The sequence below is a fragment of the Escherichia sp. KTE159 genome (genome assembly GCF_000408805.1).
In the GTDB taxonomy this organism is placed as follows: Bacteria; Pseudomonadota; Gammaproteobacteria; order Enterobacterales; family Enterobacteriaceae; genus Escherichia; species Escherichia marmotae.
Genome location: NZ_KE137291.1, coordinates 1 through 16,954, shown reverse-complemented (window position 1 = coordinate 16,954; position 16,954 = coordinate 1). Strand labels below are relative to the sequence as shown.

24 protein-coding genes and 3 pseudogenes are annotated in these 16,954 nt (G+C 48.2%); 22 read left to right on the top strand and 5 right to left on the bottom strand.

Going from position 1 to position 16,954, the window contains the following annotated elements; translation table 11 throughout:
* Positions 1 to 13 precede the first annotated feature (13 nt).
* The 16 genes from traX (at position 14) to lolC (ending at position 9,041) form a co-directional block, all read left to right on the top strand.
* The gene (gene traX / locus A31E_RS21765) at positions 14 to 760 is read left to right on the top strand and encodes a conjugal transfer pilus acetylase TraX (RefSeq protein WP_016233144.1); all 747 of its coding nucleotides are present in this window, start codon (positions 14 to 16) and stop codon (positions 758 to 760) included.
* Positions 761 to 814: 54 nt separating this feature from the next.
* The gene (locus A31E_RS21770; RefSeq protein ID WP_016248288.1) at positions 815 to 1,375 is read left to right on the top strand and encodes a fertility inhibition protein FinO; all 561 of its coding nucleotides are present in this window, start codon (positions 815 to 817) and stop codon (positions 1,373 to 1,375) included.
* Positions 1,376 to 1,510: 135 nt separating this feature from the next.
* A complete protein-coding gene (locus tag A31E_RS21775) occupies positions 1,511 to 1,795 on the top strand; it encodes an ANR family transcriptional regulator (protein WP_016233142.1) in 285 nt (94 codons plus the stop codon).
* Positions 1,796 to 2,017: 222 nt separating this feature from the next.
* Positions 2,018 to 2,224 carry a Hok/Gef family protein gene (locus tag A31E_RS23595; RefSeq protein WP_001558272.1) on the top strand — a complete coding sequence of 69 codons (207 nt, stop codon included), beginning with the start codon at positions 2,018 to 2,020 and terminating at the stop codon, positions 2,222 to 2,224.
* A gap of 283 nt (positions 2,225 to 2,507) precedes the next feature.
* Positions 2,508 to 2,765 (top strand): replication regulatory protein RepA, encoded by a 258-nt coding sequence (locus tag A31E_RS21785; RefSeq protein ID WP_016233141.1) that lies wholly within the window; start codon positions 2,508 to 2,510, stop codon positions 2,763 to 2,765.
* A 232-nt stretch (positions 2,766 to 2,997) separates the two neighbouring features.
* Positions 2,998 to 3,072 (top strand): RepA leader peptide Tap, encoded by a 75-nt coding sequence (tap, locus tag A31E_RS26530; RefSeq protein ID WP_032157818.1) that lies wholly within the window; start codon positions 2,998 to 3,000, stop codon positions 3,070 to 3,072.
* Positions 3,065 to 3,922 carry an incFII family plasmid replication initiator RepA gene (gene repA, locus A31E_RS21790; protein ID WP_024193527.1) on the top strand — a complete coding sequence of 286 codons (858 nt, stop codon included), beginning with the start codon at positions 3,065 to 3,067 and terminating at the stop codon, positions 3,920 to 3,922. Before tap ends, repA begins: the two co-directional genes overlap by 8 nt.
* A 913-nt stretch (positions 3,923 to 4,835) precedes the next feature.
* Positions 4,836 to 5,105 carry a type II toxin-antitoxin system antitoxin YacA gene (yacA, locus tag A31E_RS21795; protein ID WP_000079931.1) on the top strand — a complete coding sequence of 90 codons (270 nt, stop codon included), beginning with the start codon at positions 4,836 to 4,838 and terminating at the stop codon, positions 5,103 to 5,105.
* Positions 5,105 to 5,383: a type II toxin-antitoxin system toxin YacB gene (gene yacB, locus A31E_RS21800; protein WP_001384452.1), complete on the top strand. Its 279-nt coding sequence runs from the start codon at positions 5,105 to 5,107 to the stop codon at positions 5,381 to 5,383. The genes yacA and yacB overlap by 1 nt, the downstream gene beginning before the upstream one ends.
* 45 nt (positions 5,384 to 5,428) lie before the next feature.
* On the top strand, positions 5,429 to 5,653 hold the full coding sequence (locus A31E_RS21805; RefSeq protein WP_016233139.1) for a hypothetical protein: 225 nt from the start codon (positions 5,429 to 5,431) through the stop codon (positions 5,651 to 5,653).
* Positions 5,654 to 5,920 carry a hypothetical protein gene (locus A31E_RS21810; RefSeq protein WP_000215180.1) on the top strand — a complete coding sequence of 89 codons (267 nt, stop codon included), beginning with the start codon at positions 5,654 to 5,656 and terminating at the stop codon, positions 5,918 to 5,920.
* Position 5,921: 1 nt separating this feature from the next.
* A complete protein-coding gene (locus tag A31E_RS21815; protein WP_000189924.1) occupies positions 5,922 to 6,404 on the top strand; it encodes a hypothetical protein in 483 nt (160 codons plus the stop codon).
* A gap of 49 nt (positions 6,405 to 6,453) precedes the next feature.
* A complete protein-coding gene (locus tag A31E_RS21820; RefSeq protein ID WP_016233138.1) occupies positions 6,454 to 6,663 on the top strand; it encodes a hypothetical protein in 210 nt (69 codons plus the stop codon).
* Between the two features lie 107 nt (positions 6,664 to 6,770).
* Complete coding sequence (locus A31E_RS21825) at positions 6,771 to 7,412, top strand: recombinase family protein (RefSeq protein ID WP_016233137.1); 642 nt, start codon at positions 6,771 to 6,773, stop codon at positions 7,410 to 7,412.
* A gap of 68 nt (positions 7,413 to 7,480) precedes the next feature.
* Positions 7,481 to 7,717, top strand: a complete 237-nt coding sequence (locus A31E_RS21830) for a type 2 periplasmic-binding domain-containing protein (protein WP_016233136.1) — start codon at positions 7,481 to 7,483, stop codon at positions 7,715 to 7,717.
* Positions 7,718 to 7,841: 124 nt separating this feature from the next.
* Positions 7,842 to 9,041, top strand: a complete 1,200-nt coding sequence (lolC, locus tag A31E_RS21835) for a lipoprotein-releasing ABC transporter permease subunit LolC (RefSeq protein ID WP_016233135.1) — start codon at positions 7,842 to 7,844, stop codon at positions 9,039 to 9,041.
* 87 nt (positions 9,042 to 9,128) lie between these two features.
* On the opposite strand, the pseudogene A31E_RS0121890 reads toward lolC, so the two are convergent.
* Positions 9,129 to 9,552 (bottom strand): annotated as a pseudogene (locus A31E_RS0121890) (hypothetical protein); the annotation flags it as partial.
* Positions 9,553 to 9,607: 55 nt separating this feature from the next.
* Positions 9,608 to 10,207: a ProQ/FINO family protein gene (locus A31E_RS21840; protein WP_032157808.1), complete on the bottom strand. Its 600-nt coding sequence runs from the start codon at positions 10,205 to 10,207 to the stop codon at positions 9,608 to 9,610.
* Positions 10,208 to 10,677: 470 nt separating this feature from the next.
* Here A31E_RS21840 and A31E_RS0121885 point away from each other — a divergent pair.
* A pseudogene (locus A31E_RS0121885) lies at positions 10,678 to 11,262 on the top strand (hypothetical protein); the annotation flags it as partial.
* 279 nt (positions 11,263 to 11,541) lie between these two features.
* Positions 11,542 to 13,422 (top strand): colicin Ia central receptor-binding domain-containing protein, encoded by a 1,881-nt coding sequence (locus tag A31E_RS21845; protein WP_016233131.1) that lies wholly within the window; start codon positions 11,542 to 11,544, stop codon positions 13,420 to 13,422.
* A 21-nt stretch (positions 13,423 to 13,443) separates the two neighbouring features.
* Here the strand turns inward: A31E_RS21845 and A31E_RS21850 are convergent, their stop codons facing one another.
* Positions 13,444 to 13,779, bottom strand: coding sequence for a colicin 1A immunity protein (locus tag A31E_RS21850; protein WP_001080730.1), 336 nt, complete (start codon positions 13,777 to 13,779; stop codon positions 13,444 to 13,446).
* Positions 13,780 to 13,907: 128 nt separating this feature from the next.
* Here A31E_RS21850 and A31E_RS21855 point away from each other — a divergent pair, with 128 nt between their 5' ends.
* A complete protein-coding gene (locus A31E_RS21855; protein WP_000142455.1) occupies positions 13,908 to 14,255 on the top strand; it encodes a DUF6404 family protein in 348 nt (115 codons plus the stop codon).
* A gap of 17 nt (positions 14,256 to 14,272) precedes the next feature.
* Here A31E_RS21855 and A31E_RS21860 read toward each other — a convergent pair whose 3' ends face one another.
* On the bottom strand, positions 14,273 to 14,863 hold the full coding sequence (locus A31E_RS21860; RefSeq protein WP_016233130.1) for a hypothetical protein: 591 nt from the start codon (positions 14,861 to 14,863) through the stop codon (positions 14,273 to 14,275).
* Positions 14,860 to 15,120, bottom strand: a complete 261-nt coding sequence (locus tag A31E_RS21865; RefSeq protein WP_016233129.1) for a hypothetical protein — start codon at positions 15,118 to 15,120, stop codon at positions 14,860 to 14,862. Before A31E_RS21865 ends, A31E_RS21860 begins: the two co-directional genes overlap by 4 nt.
* A 531-nt stretch (positions 15,121 to 15,651) precedes the next feature.
* On the opposite strand from A31E_RS21865, the gene A31E_RS21870 reads away from it, so the two are divergent.
* The 3 genes and pseudogenes from A31E_RS21870 to A31E_RS26295 form a co-directional block, all read left to right on the top strand.
* Positions 15,652 to 16,002, top strand: coding sequence for a hypothetical protein (locus A31E_RS21870; RefSeq protein ID WP_016233128.1), 351 nt, complete (start codon positions 15,652 to 15,654; stop codon positions 16,000 to 16,002).
* Between the two features lie 69 nt (positions 16,003 to 16,071).
* Positions 16,072 to 16,680, top strand: coding sequence for a hypothetical protein (locus A31E_RS21875; RefSeq protein WP_016233127.1), 609 nt, complete (start codon positions 16,072 to 16,074; stop codon positions 16,678 to 16,680).
* A 67-nt stretch (positions 16,681 to 16,747) separates the two neighbouring features.
* Positions 16,748 to 16,852 (top strand): annotated as a pseudogene (locus A31E_RS26295) (phage integrase family protein); the annotation flags it as partial.
* Positions 16,853 to 16,954 lie beyond the last annotated feature (102 nt).

The window sequence follows — 16,954 nt, the reverse complement described above, 5'->3', positions numbered from 1 at the left end:
AAGACAAACGCTGATGACAACGGATAACACGAACACGACACGTAACGATTCACTGGCTGCCCGGACCGATACCTGGTTGCAGTCGTTGCTGGTCTGGTCACCCGGCCAGCGGGATATCATCAAAACGGTGGCACTGGTGCTGATGGTTCTGGACCATGCAAACCGCATTCTGCATCTGGACCAGTCGTGGATGTTTCTGGCCGGGCGCGGGGCCTTTCCGCTGTTTGCTCTGGTGTGGGGGCTGAATCTGTCCCGTCATGCGCATATCCGGCAACCGGCCATTAACCGGTTGTGGGGATGGGGAGTGATTGCCCAGTTCGCGTATTATCTGGCCGGTTTTCCCTGGTATGAAGGAAATATCCTGTTTGCCTTTGCGGTTGTGGCACAGGTGCTGATGTGGAGTGAAACGCGCACCTGGTGGCGTTCCGCAGGGTGCATGTTGCTGCTGGCAGTATGGCTGCCTTTGTCCGGTACCAGTTACGGCATTGCCGGGCTGCTGATGCTGGCGGTCAGCCACCGGTTGTATCAGGCGGAAGACAGAATGGAACGTCTGGCGCTGGTTGCATGCCTGCTGGCCGTGATTCCGGCGCTTAACCTTGCCACCAGTAATGCGGCGGCTGTAGCCGGCCTTGTGATGACAGTGCTGACTGTTGGTCTGGTGTCGTGTGCAGGGAAATCCTTACCCCGTTTCTGGTCCGGAGATTTCTTCCCGACGTTCTATGCCTGTCATCTGGCTGTGCTGGGCGTTCTGGCACTGTGACGGGTGTGGTATCTTTGGCCGCAAGAGGACGATTCGTCAGAGGCAGAATACAGCATGACAGAGCAGAAGCGACCGGTACTGACACTGAAGCGGAAAACAGAGGGAACAACACCTGTCCGCAGCCGGAAAACCATAATCAATGTCACCACGCCACCAAAGTGGAAGGTGAAAAAGCAGAAGCTGGCCGAGAAAGCGGCCCGGGAAGCAGAGCTGGCGGCAAAAAAAGCGCAGGCCAGACAGGCGCTGTCCATTTATCTGAGCCTGCCCACGCTGGATGAGGCCGTGAATACCCTGAAGCCCTGGTGGCAGGGATTGTTTGACGGTGACACCCCCCGGCTTCTGGCCTGCGGTATCCGGGACGTGTTACTGGAAGACGTGGCGCAGCGGAATATCCCGCTCTCGCATAAAAAACTGCGCCGTGCGCTGAAGGTCATCACCCGTTCAGAAAGTTATCTGTGTGCCATGAAAGCCGGTGCCTGTCGGTATGACACGGAAGGGTATGTGACGGAGTATATTTCTCAGGAGGAGGAAGCGTATGCGGCAGCGCGTCTGGAGAAAATCCGTCGCCAGAACCGGATAAAGGCAGAACTTCAGGCTGTGCTTGATGAGAAATAAAAAGGCCTCCCCGAAAGAGTGAGGAGGCTGAAACAATAAGGCTTAAAAGGAAATAACTTCCGTACCCGAAAGGAAGTCAGTCCACTGAATTATTTACCACAATAATACTGACGACTAAAAGGGAGGAGCAGAAAAATGAATGGATTCAGAAACAGTTCACGGAACGGTCAGGTCTGGCGTTACCAGCGTGCCGGAGGCCGGGCCGTTATTCTGGAGGTCAGTGGACGTTGGATGGAGGCTGCTGAAGCATGGAGACGGGCTGCTCATATTGCTCCCCGTACTGACTGGCAGCAGTTTGCGTGGCAGAGAGCAGAATACTGCCAGCGGCGCAGCAGGGGTAAGGCCGGACATCAACCACGCCCTTCAGGAGGTAGTGGATGCCTGGCGAAAACCAAAGAACATACAAGTCAGGCAGGCTGACGCCTTCGCGTTGCTCAGTTGTCCAACGCCGGGGACGGGAAAAAGCAAGTTTTTCCCGTCCCCGGCGTTTCTGTAACAAAAACAGGTAAATGGGGGTAATAGTCAGCAACAGGGAATGTGGTATTATCGCGGCGGGTGTCTGAGCCTTTCTGGTTCAGGCAAGACGCAGGTGCCAGAAATGCGAAGACCCCACTCGTTAATCCATTAACTCGTGAGGTCTGCATGAAGTATCTCGACACTACTGATTGTAGCCTCTTCCTTGCAGAGAGGTCAAAGTTTATGACGAAATATGCCCTTATCGGGTTGCTCGCCGTGTGCGCCACGGTGTTGTGTTTTTCACTGATATTCAGGGAACGGTTATGTGAGCTGAATATTCACAGGGGAAATACAGTGGTGCAGGTAACTCTGGCCTACGAAGCACGGAAGTAAGCTGCCGGGCGGGGACGGAAGTCCCCGCTTTCCGGAAGTGTGAGGTATTTCAGGGGCAGACACCCGAAATGCCAGAAACAGCCGGTCCCGCCCGGGGTCGGCATCCTGGTTAAGGCATTTCCTGCTTTTCAGTCATTTCATTATCAAAATCACATTAAACGGTCGTAATCAGACATGATTTGTGCGCCAACACTGATCATCGTCACAACTTTCAAGTCGCTGATTTCAAAAAACTGTAGTACCCTCTGCGAAACGATCCCTGTTTGAGTATTGAGGAGACGAGATGTCGCAGACAGAAAATGCAGTGACTTCCTCATCAGGCACCAAGCGTGCATACCGGAAAGGTAACCCTGTTCCGGACAGAGAGAGGCAAAGAGCTTCTCTGGCTCGCAGAAGCAACACTCATAAGGCTTTTCATGCGGTTATCCAGGCCCGGTTAAAAGACAGGCTGAGTGAACTGGCGGATGAGGAAGGTATTACCCAGGCGCAGATGCTTGAAAAACTGATTGAATCAGAGCTGAAACGCAGAGCGACTTCGTAAATATTCACATTCTTGCTTATCTCAGGCGTGAGTGATAGATTGCTGATCGTTTAAGGAATTTTGTGGCTGGCCACGCCGTAAGGTGGCAGGGAACTGGTTCTGATGTGGATTTACAGGAGTCAGAAAAGCGAAAACCCCGATAATCTTCTTTAACTTTGGCGAGTGAGAAAGATTACCGGGGCTAACAAGAAACTGCATAGAAGCTGTTGCTCTATGCGGGGAGTATAGTTATATGCCCGGAAAAGTTCAAGACTTCTTTCTGTGCTCACTCCTTCTGTGCAACATAAGTGCAAGATGGTGTGACTGATCTTCTACAAACGTATTACCGCCAGGTAAAGAACCCGAATCCGGTGTTCACACCCCGTGAAGGTGCCGGAACGCTGAAGTTCTGCGAAAAACTGATGGAAAAGGCGGTGGGCTTCACCTCCCGTTTTGATTTCGCTATTCATGTGGCGCATGCCCGTTCGAAGGGACTGCGTCGGCGCATGCCACCGGTGCTGCGTCGGCGGGCTATTGATGCGCTGCTGCAGGGGCTGTGTTTCCACTATGACCCGCTGGCCAACCGCGTCCAGTGTTCCATCACCACACTGGCCATTGAGTGCGGGCTGGCGACGGAGTCTGCTGCCGGAAAACTCTCCATCACCCGTGCCACCCGGGCCCTGACGTCCCTGGCAGAGCTGGGGCTGATTACCTACCAGACGGAATATGACCCGCTTATCGGGTGCTATATCCCGACCGATATCACGTTCACACCGGCGCTGTTTGCTGCTCTCGATGTGTCTGAAGAGGCTGTGGCTTCCGCACGCCGCAGCCGCGTGGAATGGGAAAACAGACAGCGTAAAAAGCAGGGACTGGATACCCTGGGTATGGATGAACTGATAGCGAAAGCCTGGCGTTTTGTCCGTGAGCGTTTCCGCAGTTACCAGACAGAGCTTAAGTCCCGGGGAATAAAACGTGCCCGGGCGCGTCGTGATGCGAACAGGGAACGTCAGGATATCGTCACCCTGGTGAAACGACAACTGACGCGTGAAATCTCGGAAGGGCGCTTTACAGCTAATCGTGAGGCGGTAAAACGCGAAGTGGAACGTCGTGTGAAGGAGCGCATGATTCTGTCACGTAACCGTAATTACAGCCGGCTGGCCACAGCCTCCCCCTGAAAGTGACTTCTTCTGAATAATCCGGCCCGCGCCGGAGGCATTCGCACGCCTGAAGTCCACCAGAGCACAAAAAATCAGCACTACATACAAAAAACAACCTCACCATCCACCTTCTGGTGCATCCGACCCCCTGTTTTTAATACAAAACACGTCTCACAGACGGGTAATTTTGCTTATCCACATTAAACTGCAAGGGACTTCATCATAAGGTTACAACCGTTTATGTCATAAAGCGCCAGCCGTTAGCCCTACAGGGTGCAATGTATCTTTTAAACACCTGTTTATATCTCCTTTAAACTACTTAATTTCATTCATTTAAAAAGAAAACCTATTCACTGCCTGTCCTGTGGACAGACAAATATACACCTCCCACCGCAAGCGGCGGGCCCCGACCGGAGTCAATTTAGTTACAACATGCAAACATAGACCCCGGAAAAACCCCGGTCCAGCGCAGAACTGAAACCACAAAGCCCCTCCCTCATAACTGAAAAGCGAGGCCGCCCCCGCCCAAAGGGCGGGAACAACATCGCTTTTAATTATGAATGTTGTAACTAAGTATTCTCATCGCTGTCAGTCTTCTGGCTGGAAGTCCTCAATACACGCTCGTAAGCGGCCCTCACGGCCCGCTAACGCGGAGATACGCCCCGACTACGGGTAAACCCTTGTCGGGACCACTCCGACCGCGCACAGAAGCTCTGTCATAGCTGAAAGCGGGTATGGTCTGGCAGGGCTGGGGATGGGTAAGGTGAAATCTATCAATTAGTACCGGCTTACGCCGGGCTTCGGCGGTTTTACTCCGGTATCACATGTAACCACAGCGTGCCGCCTTCCATGCCGCTGGCGCGGCATATCCTAGTGACGATATCTGAATCGTTATATACTGTGTATATACGTAGTAATGACGAGGTGATAAATGGCACAGGTTAATATGAGTTTAAGAATCGACGCTGAACTGAAGGATGCTTTTATGGCCGCTGCAAAAAGCATGGACCGTAATGGCTCTCAGTTAATCCGGGATTTTATGCGCCAGACCGTTGAACGGCAGCATAATACCTGGTTCCGTGACCAGGTTGCGGCAGGACGTCAGCAACTCGAGCGCGGCGATGTGCTTCCCCATGACATGGTCGAATCTTCTGCCGCTGCATGGCGGGATGAAATGAGCAGGAAGGTCGCCGGTAAATGATGGAGATATTCTGGACCATGCTGGCCAGCCAGGACAGGAAGCGCATTCGTGAGTACATTGCAGAGCAGAACCTGATGGCCGCCATTGAACTGGACGAACGGATTGGTTATTCAGCCAGCAGCCTGGCCGGGCAGCCGTATAAAGGCCGCAATGGTCGTGTGGAAGGTACCCGGGAACTGGTTATTCACCCGCATTTTGTTCTGGTTTATGAGGTCGACAGCCAGTGGGGAAAAGTGTATATCCTGCGTGTATTGCATACTGCACAGAAGTGGCCATAGAGGGGCTGTCCGGATATAAAAACGTCTGACGGAGATGCAAGAACCATGAATAATGATGAGCTGGTCACCAGACGTGCGCAGGCGATTGCCGAATTTTCATTTTGCTCAGCACAGGACCGCAATCTTATTTCGGTAAAAGGAAATAGCTTCAATAATATAAAAGGGAAAACCTTGGGAAACCATGGTAAAGTTCGGGTGTCACAGAACCCCGAACCGCAGCGGTTGAAATTCGACCAATCCAAAGCAACCAAATACAGCAAGGAAAACTAAATGACCGTTGATGAATATGTAAAGAAGATAGCGAAAGAAATTTTTGATGAACCTTCATCCTATGAATCTATTTTAGCGAAGGCCACAAATGTAATCGAAAAATCAAATATTAAAGTAGAGTCGAAAGAAAAATTTTGGATCGACCTCTATAATGAGTTAGGTGGAAATTTAACACCTTGTTTTGAAAGCCAAGACTCCAGGAAACTATGGAATTTAATTGCCGCTGCAAAAGCTGCTGTCGCTGCTAAAGTGCAAGGAAAGAAATAGAATGACACAAGAGGCTTACAATATAGGATCATTAATTGTATATGTTATATCTGCTGTCATTGCTTTAATTATGCTCGGTGTTGCCATATCACAATTAAGTAAGTTAAGAATCCAGGTTCAGGAAGCTGTAAAATCTAATAGAATTAGTGAATTAGGAACTTTTCTTGAGGTTGAAAATCAAATAAAAAATAGTCGAAGAGAGTTAACAAAAGCAAGTTTAAATGTTCTTACATTGAAAGACAAAGGAAGGCAAGATGAACTAGACTCTGCATCTTTGTATTTAGATGAATGCATCGAAAATTATTTAAACGGATTGGATCGTTTATGTTTTTGCATTATTAAAGAATACTTCGATAACGATGATATGAAAATTGAATATAGACATGTGATAAACGATGCAGTAGAAAAAAATCCAACGTATTTTCAGCAGGCATCAAAGCATCGAAATATTAAAAAGATCCATGAAAAATGGGCAGATAGTTAATGGCTCGCACAATGACGTTACATCATCTTTCTGACTTGCGGGAGAAGCCGTGACGCTGACAGAAAAATCAGGTCATCTGGCGTGGTGTGCCTTGGTGGCACTTGCGCTGGCTAGGCAGGATGGTGGCGTTCTCTCGTCGGCACAGGAAAACCTCTTTACCCGCTGGCTGGCAAGCGCACTAAAGCAAGGGGTCAGTTTGGATATTGGAAATTATTGTACGGTAAGCCTGTTTTTTGAACAGGCTTACCTATCGCGATAGGGTACACCCTGATGCGAGATATAAAATGTGACCTCATACAATTAATGACATAACCTATATGCGATAGAATATATGCAACAACCTAAATGCGATAATGCGGTGAAAAAATGTTCATCAGAGCTTATTTAAGGGGGTCAACAGAAGATCAGTTTGCAGATCGGGCAAAAGAGATACTGGAACAGTTCGTCCAGGAACGGGGGCATAAAATTGCCAGTTATTATCGGGAGAACATAAGCGGTACAAAGCTTGACCGTCCGGAACTGGGGCGATTACTGATGGACAGTCACCGTAATGATATTTTACTGGTTGAGCAGATAGACCGCTTGACCCGTCTTAGCAACAGCGACTGGATAACGCTGAAAAAGCAAATTGAACAACATGAATTGCGAATTGTCAGTCTAGATGTTCCAACATCATGGCAAGCCCTTTCAGATAAAGATCCTTCACAATCAGATCCGATTACCCGCGCAGTGATAACTGCAATAAATAATATGCTTATAGACCTGATGGCCGCGATGTCGCATAAGGACTGGCTGAGTCGTCGCCAACGCCAAAAACAGGGAATTGAACGAGCTCATACGTTGGGTAAATACCGGGGAAAACAAGCCGATCAGGAACGGCATCAGAAAGTGTTGTACTACAGACAAGTAAAAAAACTCAGCATTAGAGAAACAGCAGATGCTACGGGCTACAGCACTTCGCAGGTTTGCCGTATTCAGGCACTTTATCGAGAACCAATGACTGATTAAAAAGTAGCCTTAACGTACAATAATTTTCGATATCCAAACTGACCCCAATATGCTGGTTCAGGGACAGAATGTCGGTTAACAGTATCAGCCAGATTCGACAGACCTGTCCCGATGATTACGCTCTGGCATATGTTCCGCAGGAACTGGTGCAGAATGACATCACATCAGGAACACTGTTGACTGCCCTGGGCGATTTTTCAGTCACTTTCCCGGGCTATTATCTGTATTATACCAGTCGCCTGAAATCCTCTGCGGCATTTAATATTATTGTCGAATCACTGCGAATGTCTGACTCGCCCCGATAAACCAGTAGGGTAGCTCAATACAGGAGCAGAAATTCGTTAACTGATGACAATTATCCTGCCGGTTATTAACCTGCTGGCCGGCGTATAAACAATTCTGATTAGTAACCATTGTTAAAAAAGAGATATGTACAAACCTGTAACTGTTTTTATAGGGCTTCGCTATAAATATGGTAGCGCAGCAGACCGCTTCAGCCGATTTGTATCCTGGCTTTCAACGATTGGTATTACTCTCGGCGTTATGGCCCTGATAACAGTATTATCTGTAATGAACGGATTTGAACGTGAATTACAGAAGAATATTCTGGACCTTATGCCCCATGCCATTCTCTCTGCAGAAAAAGGTTATATTAATGACGACATATTACCTGCAGACAGGATAAAGCTTGACGGTGTTCAGCGAATTGCCCCCTTAACAACAGGTGAGGTTGTGCTGCAAAGTGCCGGCAATGTGGCTGCCGGAATTATGCTGGGTATCGGGCCGGCAGAAAAGGACCCTCTGTCACCTTATCTGGTCAATGTGAGCCAGTCCGTATTACAACCGGGTGAGTATAATGTCATTCTTGGTGAACAGATTGCGGCTCAGTTGGGGGTTAATCGCGGTGATAAAGTCCGCATTATGGTTCCGTCAGCCAGTCAGTTCACTCCACTCGGTCGTCTGCCTGCTCAGCGCCTGTTTACTGTCGCAGGAATTTTTGCTGCCGGCAGTGACATTGACAAGAGTGAGCTACTGGTAAATATACAGGATGCGTCACGCCTTATGCGTTATCCTTCGGGGAGTTTTTCCGGATGGCGTCTGTGGCTGACAGCCCCATTGCAGGTGGGAGAACTCAGCCGTCAGACTCTGCCGGACGGAATAACATGGACAGACTGGCGTGAGCGAAAAGGAGAGTTATTCCAGGCCCAGCGGATGGAGAAAAACATCATGGGGCTTTTACTCAGTCTTATCGTGATTGTTGCCGCATTTAATATCATCACTTCTCTTGGACTTATGGTGATGGATAAACAGGCCGAAGTGGCGGTACTGCAGACGCAGGGATTAACTTCACGTCAGGTAATGATGGTTTTCATTGTTCAGGGAGTCAGTACAGGTGTCATCGGTGCGCTGGTTGGCGCAGTATCAGGTATAGTACTCGCAGGCCAGTTAAATAACCTGATGCCGGTAACGGGGTTACTGACCGGAAATATCGAGTTACCCGTAGCCACAGAACCATTGCAGGTAATTTTCGTCGTTCTGGCAACAATACTCATCTCCTTATTGTCCACACTGTATCCGGCATGGAAAGCAGCATCCATACCGCCTGCAGAGGCATTACGGTACTCATAATTCACTGACCAGAACGATTCAGATGATTAATGTCTGTCGGATATAATCAGAGGAGGGTATGGATACCCCTCTTTTTCATTTATTTCCCTTTTTATCAAGAAACTTCCTGATGTTATTAAGTGCTTCTTTTGTTTTTAGAATGCGCTTGATATCCATTTCATCCCGCCCGATCATTCTTTTTCCGGACAAAAGACGGTCAAGAAGCTCCTGTTTCGCATCAGGAGAATCTTTGGCGAGCTCCATCAGGTTAAGCAAATCTTCACGATTGAGAGGAAAGAAGTATTTTACAAAATACTTGAAAAGCGAAAGAAAGTAGTATGCTGTCCATGCAATACAGAAACCGATTCTGAGAAACTCATTGTCAACTATACAGAAATACAAGTATACAATCAGGAGAACAGGTAAAATCCATAATACTATAGCTAAAAATATATACGGGGATCAGGAGTCTGTATGGCCGTTCATGTTTATTCAGGATGAATAAAATCTTCTCCGCTTCTGAATCACACATAACATCCTCTTCCCATTTTTTCTGATACGTAATATCCTGCTGTTATCGGGAGTGTTTATTGCTCAGAAATATTCTCCTGCTGTGCCTTCATCCTGAACCACCTTTGTTCCAATATCGCCAGTCTGCGACCGGCACTCTGTGCTTCAGATTGTGATACCTGCCCTTCAGGGTGACCATCCAGACCATAACGAGGGACGCCGGCGACAGCTGTCCGCTGCAGATATACGCGGCGGGAGGTGATGCAGGATACTGCACAGAGCCATTCATCCATGGACAGTTCTGTCTCCGGGTGTTCTGCCAGAAATGCCGAAATATCATTGCTTATGCCAATTTTCAGGGGAATAAATCCACCACCTTCAGCACGAAGATGAGGAAACAGGGCCTTTATTTTTTCCACGCACTCGTGAGTATACTCACGGGTCCAGTGGGAGGGACGTGGGAAACGGTGTTTTTTCTTCTTCCTGGCTGGCGATTCGGGGATATGTGTTTCGACGGCAGATGAATTGATTCCAGTGTGGGCTGATTCTGCTGCCTGTTCAGTAAATGCAGATTCTATAATATCTGTTTTTTCGGATAAGGAAGGTAGCGAAAAAGTACGACGTTTTTTCACTACAATGACGGGGGTTTTTCTTTCTTCCTGATTTTTTTCATAAATACCTCGGTTGGCTGGCTCTACTCTTTAATGATATCACACTCCATAAATTAGTAAATTTTCCGCCAGGTGATTTTCATGGTTAATAAGTCCGTTCTCTGAATATTTATACTAGAAGTAGTAACAGTTATGGCGTGATAGTCAAATTGATAAGCGACTGACCCCTGACGGAAACATGGTTGATATATTCTCTCACTTTAATGTTGCCATGATATAAATAAAAACAATTCCTTTTAAAAAATATAAGAAGAAGAGATCGGGCGCACAGTTCATCTCTGCCTTTGTACTGTTCGTGTACATAAGGAGTGCTTTCATTATGCCAATGATACTTGTAAAGAAGAATCCCCGGGGAAAAGTGATTCGGAGCTTAGCAGTGAGGAAGAGACCGCAGTAAAGACGGTCTGTGGACTGAAAAAGCCAGCAACTACGGCACTACATACACTGGCCAATGATCTTCTCCGGGAAATGCGTGAGTCTGTCGTGATGCTGTGGAAATTCACTGGGCGAACGGTAATATTCAGGTCATCAGACCTGTGCGGGAGAACAGTATTAATGGTGAAGCGCAGGGCGGAATACGTCCCCCTTACTGGGTTATTCTTGCTTTTTGCCGGAGTGCCGATGGCAGAATCATCTGCAGTGAAGGGTATGCTCATGCTCTTTATCAACTGACATGTCCGGTGCCTGTGGACAGCAAACTGGAACGAAACACGCTCACTGCTCTTCTGAATGTGACCAGCTGGCTTAAAAAAAAGCCTGGTACGCCGGAATTAAGTCTGGAAAGGCCCCTGTTTGATACAGAGGTTTATGTTAATGGTGAAAAGAAATATGTCCTGCCGGATTTCATTGTCACAGCAAGGGCTCCTGACGGAATGACGGTCAGAGTGGTAATCGAAATGATGGGATATGAAGACAGTGATTACTGCGCGAGAAAATCCTGGCAAAATACCGGCATGAAGCAGATTGGTGTTCTGCATACCGATCCACCGAAATGGCTGGATAACGATCATCCCCCTTTTGAGAAACATATGTACGGTGTTTTTATGCATCTCAGGTACTGAGATATTTCGTGGCTCAGTTCTGTTACTTTCCCCGTAACATTGTCTGTTGTTACGGGGAAAGTCCGGTTTTTGTATTTCTCCTGAGAATACTCAGACTGTGATGCTGCCACAGCGTCAGCCGGCTTTCTGAACGGTTTAACACCACTTCATGTTAATGATAATCACTATCATTAAATCTTGACATGCCATTTTCTCCTTAATAAATTAATACTGTATATGTATCCATGTATATAAGCAGTTATTTCATTTGTTTTCCTCAGAGGATGAAGGAGATACCGAATGTCTGACCCTGTACGTATTACAAATCCCGGTGCAGAATCGCTGGGGTATGATTCAGATGGCCATGAAATTATGGCCGTTGATATTTATGTAAACCCTCCACGTGTCGATGTCTTTCATGGTACCCCGCCTGCATGGAGTTCCTTCGGGAACAAAACCATCTGGGGCGGAAACGAGTGGGTCGATGATTCCCCAACCCGAAGTGATATCGAAAAAAGGGACAAGGAAATCACAGCGTACAAAAACACGCTCAGCGCGCAGCAGAAAGAAAATGAGAATAAGCGCACTGAAGCCGGAAAACGCCTCTCTGCGGCGATTGCTGCAAGGGAAAAAGATGAAAACACACTGAAAACACTCCGTGCCGGAAACGCAGATGCCGCTGATATTACACGACAGGAGTTCAGACTCCTGCAGGCAGAGCTGAGAGAATACGGATTCCGTACTGAAATCGCCGGATATGACGCCCTCCGGCTGCATACAGAGAGCCGGATGCTGTTTGCTGATGCTGATTCTCTTCGTATATCTCCCCGGGAGGCCAGGTCGTTAATCGAACAGGCTGAAAAACGGCAGAAGGATGCGCAGAACGCAGACAAGAAGGCCGCTGATATGCTTGCTGAATACGAGCGCAGAAAAGGTATTCTGGACACGCGGTTGTCAGAGCTGGAAAAAAATGGCGGGGCAGCCCTTGCCGTTCTTGATGCACAACAGGCCCGTCTGCTCGGGCAGCAGACACGGAATGACAGGGCCATTTCAGAGGCCCGGAATAAACTCAGTTCAGTGACGGAATCGCTTAACACGGCCCGTAATGCATTAACCAGAGCTGAACAACAGCTGACGCAACAGAAAAACACGCCTGACGGCAAAACGATAGTTTCCCCTGAAAAATTCCCGGGGCGTTCATCAACAAATCATTCTATTGTTGTGAGCGGTGATCCGAGATTTGCCGGTACGATAAAAATCACAACCAGCGCAGTCATCGATAACCGTGCAAACCTGAATTATCTTCTGAGCCATTCCGGTCTGGACTATAAACGCAATATTCTGAATGACCGGAATCCGGTGGTGACAGAGGATGTGGAAGGTGACAAGAAAATTTATAATGCTGAAGTTGCTGAATGGGATAAGTTACGGCAAAGATTGCTTGATGCCAGAAATAAAATCACCTCTGCTGAATCTGCGGTAAATTCGGCGAGAAATAACCTCAGTGCCAGAACAAATGAGCAAAAGCATGCAAATGACGCTCTTAATGCCCTGTTGAAGGAAAAAGAGAATATCCGTAACCAGCTTGCCGGCATCAATCAGAAGATAGCGGAAGAGAAAAGAAAACAGGATGAACTGAAGGCAACGAAAGACGCAATTAATTTCACAACAGAGTTCCTGAAATCAGTTTCAGAAAAATATGGTGCAAAAGCTGAGCAGTTAGCCAGAGAGATGGCCGGGCAGGCTAAAGGAAAGAAAATACGTAATGTTGAAGAGGCATTAAAAACGTATGAAAAGTACCGGGCTGACATTAACAAAAAAATTAATGCAAAAGATCGTGCAGCGATTGCCGCAGCCCTTGAGTCTGTGAAGCTGTCTGATATATCGTCTAATCTGAACAGATTCAGTCGGGGACTGGGATATGCAGGAAAATTTACAAGTCTTGCTGACTGGATCACTGAGTTTGGTAAGGCTGTCCGGACAGAGAACTGGCGTCCTCTTTTTGTTAAAACAGAAGCCATTATAGCAGGCAATGCCGCAACGGCTCTTGTTGCACTGGTCTTCAGTATTCTTACCGGAAGCGCTTTAGGCATTATCGGGTATGGTTTACTGATGGCTGTCACCGGTGCGCTGATTGATGAATCGCTTGTGGAAAAAGCGAATAAGTTCTGGGGTATTTAAATAAAATATAAGACAGGCTGTCTATCTTACAGACAGCCTTTTTATAATAACAGAAAGAATATATATCATACTTAACGGAAGAGATAATATGAAAACAGTACCCGTATAAACAGCAAGCAATCCCATTTTTCCAGGTGTATCAGCAAAAAAACCGCTGTTCCAGAAATCAGGCCGGGTAAATTTCAGAGCTGTATCCTCAATATACCATTTTGCAACCGGATACAAAACCATTCCGCAGAGAGAAATACACCAGAACAGTAATCTGTATTTAAAATCATAATCCCATGACATATACAGCATATATCCCCCCGTCACCCATCCCCACCACATATTATTAAAATAATATTTTCTGTTCATCTGCCTGTTTTCCTTTCTTTTGCACTTTTGTCAGTGTACTGATGCATGACAACATAACCACAGCATGATAATAATAATCAATAACAATAAGCTGTGTCACGTTTACATCATGGAACGGAGGTGCTCCTGTGACTTTTGAGCAGAAAAAAGCCCGGGCCATTGCCCTGATGGACAGCAAAAAGATGTGGCGGAGCAATTATGCCCCTCCTCTTCTGCGTATTCTCTGGCGGCTGGGTATCCGGCTTCCGCCATTACCCTTTATGCCGTTCTGGCAGGTCACGGTGCTGACGGGGGGCTTATGGGGCATTTCCTGGGGATGTGCAATGTGGTTTATCTACTGGGGGCCGTCAGGAATGGTGGCAGGTGAGGCCATTATTATAAGTATCACGGGGGGTTTTTGGTTCGGACTGCTCATGGCCTCTTTCCACTGGTGGCGCAGGAAAGTTAACCGGCTGCCACCATGGGATAACGTGTAAACCGTGCTGGTATGTTTTTACGGGGTGACGCTTTCATTAACCTGTACACGAACCTCCATTCCGGCATCGTGACAGGCCTGCAGCCACTGCGCCACTTCCAGCGGATCGCCCTCCAGGCGTACCACCCTGCCTTCTTTATTCCATAACTGCAGACAGGTGCTGCCGTCGAGACGCACCACAAAATCCCCACGGCAGGCCTGATACGTCATGCCGTTCAGCTCCACCGCCAGATCAGTGGCAGAAGTGCCGTCTGCGGGCAGACCTGCTGCCGGGACCAGCGGCAGTACGACGACTTCTGCCGCACGCTGTTCTGCCCGGAGGCGGTCCTGTTCTGCCAGCAGCAGAGGCTGTGCCACGGCCCAGCCGGCGTCCGTCAGCTCGACAGCCAGCTGCAGATTCGGGGCGCGCAGGGTACGCAGCCAGCCGGCATCCTCCAGACGACGGCAGGAGGCGCGCAGGTTTGGCCCGTAGACCGGGGCTTCCCCGCTTCGCTCCAGCACCCGTTCCAGGTCCCGCGTCAGCACGGGGCCCGGCCGTTTTTCATCAAGGGCAGCCAGCACAATCAGCACTCTCCGCTGCAGTGGCGACGGTCGGCGGCTCTGAGTCATTTCCAGTCATCCTCCGGCCAGATGAGCTTTCTGAGGCGCTGATGGTCGGCGTCAATGATCTCCTGTCTCTTTATGGCATTCATTGAGGCATAGCCATTTATGGCCAGTTCATGCCAGAAGATCAGCACGGCTCCGGCTTTGGCTGACTCGCAGAGATAAATCGCGCCCTGGCTGTCCAGATTGCATTCCCGGATGCGTCGTTCCGCAAACCGGGTCAGTTGTTCATAACTGAGTGAAAACACCCTTTCTTCATCCATCCTGCACGCTCCATCTGATAATGTTCTGACAGGTAAAAATAATATCCTGCATGATTTGTGTGCTCCTGATTTCTGATATGATTTTATGTGTGTTTTTTATTATCATATCATTCGCGTCTTTTCTTCCGCGCAGATCCGGTTTCCGGCGGTTCAGGATCTTCTTCAGCCCCGCCGGCGCGCAGCGGTCACCGCATTCCATATCTTGTGGTCATTGTCCCTTTCCATGCGAGATGATACCCCATATATTGTGTTACATCCTGTTCCGGACATACAGCCGCTGCACACCGGAAAACACCGCTTTGCTTATTCCGCGTGCATGATTCACTTCCGGAAAGTTGTAAATACGCAGAAAATCGGATTATCTGAAAACCACTGTTCGGTAATTTAATGGAGTGGTTATATGCCTGATTATTATTTCAATATGTGAAATTCATTTTTGTGAAAGTCACTTTCTCAACAGAGTAGCACTCATCTGGCGATGATTGAGGTGTGGTAAAATTGCACGGCTAACTATTCAACTGAGGAAATGACATGTTTACTGCATTCTATGAGAGAAATGATTTCAGTTATGCTTTTGAAAAAATCCGTAATGCGATTTCCGCGCCAGGAGAAAATAATGTTTATGCTGCAACAGAATTAGGTCTTGGCATTCTGCTCCGTAAATACGAGCAGTTTCGCCGGGAGCTGGATGCGGCCGGTGAGCTGGGAAACTGGGAATATGATCTCGATACCTACAATCACTGTATTGCGGTGCTACAACGTTACTTCACCGGTAATCCATCCGGACTGACAGAACGTGATGCCCGGATTTACAGTCATTACCTGCAGACTGAGCACAAAGGGTTTGTGAAGCTGGCTGAAGAACTGGCTGCTGACCGCTGAATACATACAGTAGGCGGGATTTCCGGATAAGGTACCGAACCGGGGCTGTTAAAAGATTCTGGAGCTGAAATGAAAAAGGGAAAAACGTTAGAACCGGGGCTGCTGGCCAGCGACAGCGACTGGCACAATAATGCCTGCCTGAATTACATGCCGGATCATGGTACAGCTTACACTGAAGGTTACAGGCGAGCTGCTGATATTCTGATTAACCACATTGATGAATCCGGGCGGGACCAGGATTTTCTGGTTTATCCGGTGTTGTTTCTCTACCGACATCACTTGGAGCTCCTTATCAAACAAATTATCGGACTGGCCCTTGCACTGGCAGAAGACCCGGATAAACACCAGTACAAAAAAGATGACCATAACCTGAATAATCTATGGCCGCTGGCACAAAAGCTGATCCTGGAAGTTGATGACAGCTACCGGCCTTCCGATTTTAAAATCGTCAAAGAGGTGGTTAAAGCTCTTCACCAAGCGGATGAACGGGCGACAGATTTCCGATATGCCAAGAGAAATGACGGCACCCGGAGCCTTGAAGGAATTCATTACGTCAACACCCGCCGCTTTGGGGAAAAAATGGGAGAGGCTTCCGATTTACTTGACGGGGTCGACAACGGCCTCCGGTACCTGCTGGACTGTAAGGCCGAATGGAATCAAATTCTGGACAGCTTCTGACAGCCAGAAACGGCGCGAAAAATCCATCAGACTTACCTGAACAACTAATGATACTGAGATACCGATCATGACTGGCCTCATACCTTCAGCTACTTCTCAGGGCTCAATGGCCGCCCTGCCAGTGACCATCGACTATCCCACAGCACTGGCCTTACGGCAGATGGCGCTCGTTCATCGACAGGAATTTAAACCCTAAAAAGATTAAAAAAACACCCAAAAACGGATGTTTATTCAACACTGCCTGCGTGCCATGAGTGCACCGCCGTCAATTAAA